We start from the raw sequence: 2966 nt of genomic DNA, 5'->3' as shown, positions 1-2966 counted from the left end.
TGCCTTTGTCTTGTTTGGGGCAAAGCATGGATATGAATTTACCGCCGCCGAAGCTATCCAAAAGTATCAAGAAGTTATGGCTCAAGCAGAAGGGGAACTTGATGATGAGGTATTAGAACAGGTGGCGGGAGGGAGAAGGTCGTCTAGTGGTTTTACATGTTGTAATGCTACTTGATATAGCTAGGCGAAGCATCGTCACATTGGAACGCGTGGCGGGAGGGATAAAAATAGGACAAAATTCCTGTTTTTCTGTGGCGGCTCAATAAACTGTTGAGGATGTTTTAAAAGCTAGTTTTGTATATATCAAAAGTTTCTCGCTTCCCTTGCATCCCCTTATCAAGGCGGAATTTAAGAAGAATATTACCCCTTCTTTAAGCCTACCATGTATACACAAGCCAAATTACCCCCCTTAATCCCCCCTTCTGCTTTCTAAGGGGGGAAACCAGAAAATCTAGTTCCCTCCCCAATACATACGGGGAGGGTTAGGGTGGGGTAATTCGAGGATTAGTAGCGATTCGATAACTTGTGTATACACCGTAGCTCTTAAAGCGGGAATAGGGTGGATATCGATCTAATGAAGCTACTTCACAAACATCCTCTAAAATACCTAATTAAAACCCGATGCTTAATAAACCTAGATTTAAACCAGAATTTCGAGTTGAAATTGTCCAGCCTAAAAAAGTTTACCTATTAAGCGAGTGCAAAAGCTTTGCTTTAACAGGTAATCTTTATGTACTCTTAGCACCTTTGCTTGATGGTAATCACACTGTAGAGCAAATTACTAATAGACTGAAATGGACAACCAACCGCGCACAAATCGATCGCATCTTAACTAAGTTAGCTGATAAAGGCTATATTACTGAAGCAAGCGATCGCCTTCCTGATGCTGTTCAAGCTTTTTGGAGTTACTTAGGGGTTGATAGTGAAACTGCTTTCAGCAGATTACAAGCTACTCGCGTTGCGGTGCGAACTTTCGGTAATATTCAATCAGCACCATTTATCGAAGCCTTAAAAACTCTGCATATTAATATCAGCAATGAAGCAGACTTTACTGTTGTTTTAACTGAGGATTATTTGCAACCAGAATTAGCAGAATTTAATCGCCAAACCCAAAAACCTTGGTTGCTAATTAAGCCTATAGGAATGTTTTCGTGGATTGGGCCAATTTTTATCCCAGGACAAACAGGTTGTTGGCAATGTCTCGCTCATAGATTGCAAAAAAATTTCCCCGTAGAAACTTCTATTAAACAGCAAAAAAGTATTAATACTTCTCTAATTACTGCGATCGCTTCACTACCTTCTAGCTGGCAAATAAGTTTAAACCTTGCTGCTCAAGAAGTTGCTAAATGGGTGGTACTGCAAAAAAGCCCACAGTTGGAAGGTAAAATAATCACTTTTGATACAGAAACTTTATCAACCGAAAATCACAGTTTAACTAAACGTCCTCAATGTCCTGTTTGCGGCAATCTAGAGTTTTGGCAAAAGCAAAAGTTACAGCCAATTGAGTTACAAAGTCGTCCCAAGAATTTTACTGATGATGGCGGACACCGTACACTTAGACCAGAGCAAACTGTAGAGAAATATAGCAATCAAGTTAGTTGGGTTACTGGTGTTGTTAAAGAATTGGTGAAATCAAACAAAGTAGAAGATTTAATTCATGTTTATTTTGCTGCTTACCAAAGTGCTGATAACCTCGACAATTACGACCGTCTGCGGAAGAGTTTAGAGCATTATAGTGCGGGTAAAGGTAAGACAGACAGCCAATCTAAAGCCAGTGCTCTTGGTGAAGCTTTAGAGCGTTATTCGGGAATTTTTACAGATGAAGAATATCGAATCAAAGCTACTTTTGCTCAACTAGGAGATGCAGCAATTCACCCACAAAACTGCCTTTTATATAGCGATAAACAATATCAAAATCGTCACGAATGGAATCCTCAGCACGGAACTTTTGCGTGGGTTGCTGACCCTTACGATTTAAACCAAGAGATTGAATGGACACCAGTTTGGTCGCTGACTAACCAAACGCAAAAATATTTACCTACTGCTTTCTGCTATTTTGATTATTCGCTTCCTGAAGGGCATAAATTTTGTGTTGGAGATTCTAACGGTAATGCGGCGGGTAATACTCTCGAAGAAGCTATTCTGCAAGGGTTTATGGAATTAGTTGAACGGGATAGCGTGGCACTGTGGTGGTATAACCGCGTAAAAAGACCGCAAGTTGATTTAGCCAGTTTCAACGAACCTTATTTGCTCAACTTGCAAGATTATTACCAAACAAAATTCAACCGCCAATTGTGGGTGCTGGATATCACCAGCGATTTAAATATTCCCACCTTTGCCGCAATTTCTCGCCACACTCAGGGAGAAAAAGAAAATATTTTAATCGGATTTGGAACGCATTTCGATCCGACTATTGCTATTTTACGGGCAGTAACAGAAGTAAATCAAAGTTTAACTTTGGATTTGGATAATGAATTTGAGTTTGCCCCTGAAAGCACTGATATCGCCTACTGGTATGCTAATGCTACTGTCGAAAATCAGCCTTATCTAGTACCTTGCGATCGCACTCCTGTTAAAGTTTATTCAGACTATCCTTACTTAGGTAGCAAGGGCGATTTGCGCGAAGACATAGAAATCTGTGCAGATATGGTCAAAAAATTAGGTCTAGAACTAGCATTTCTAGACCTAACTCGCCCCGATATTGGCTTAAACGTAGTTAAGGTTATTGTGCCTGGATTGCGCCACTTTTGGCCGAGGTTTGCTCCAGGTCGTCTTTACGATATCCCAGTTAAGTTAGGTTGGTTATCAGCACCTTTAAAAGAAGAAGAACTTAACCCGATACCAATGTTTATCTAAGTAAGTCGCTGTGAATATTTAGTAAATATTAAGGTAGTGGACTGACACAGCTAAAATAGTGCAATAGATATGCCAAGGTGAGGACTCGAAAGTGGGAAGAGGTCGCCGAG

1 protein-coding gene is annotated in these 2966 nt (G+C 40.3%); it reads left to right on the top strand.

The features are described 5' to 3' along the window. Positions 1 to 621: 621 nt before the first annotated feature. Positions 622 to 2856, top strand: a complete 2235-nt coding sequence (locus RMZ41_RS31930) for a TOMM precursor leader peptide-binding protein (protein ID WP_322643697.1) — start codon at positions 622 to 624, stop codon at positions 2854 to 2856. The last annotated feature ends 110 nt before the right edge of the window (positions 2857 to 2966 follow it).

It is taken from the genome of Nostoc sp. DedVER02 (genome assembly GCF_034530675.2).
Classification (GTDB): domain Bacteria; phylum Cyanobacteriota; class Cyanobacteriia; order Cyanobacteriales; family Nostocaceae; genus Nostoc.
The sequence above is the reverse complement of the archived record's forward strand: the minus strand, read 5'-3'. Positions and strand labels throughout refer to the sequence as shown.

Bases quoted from the DNA above. Each gene is read 5' to 3' on its own strand.
- RMZ41_RS31930 (WP_322643697.1), top strand. From the start codon at position 622: ATGCTTAATAAACCTAGATTTAAACCAGAATTTCGAGTTGAAATTGTC.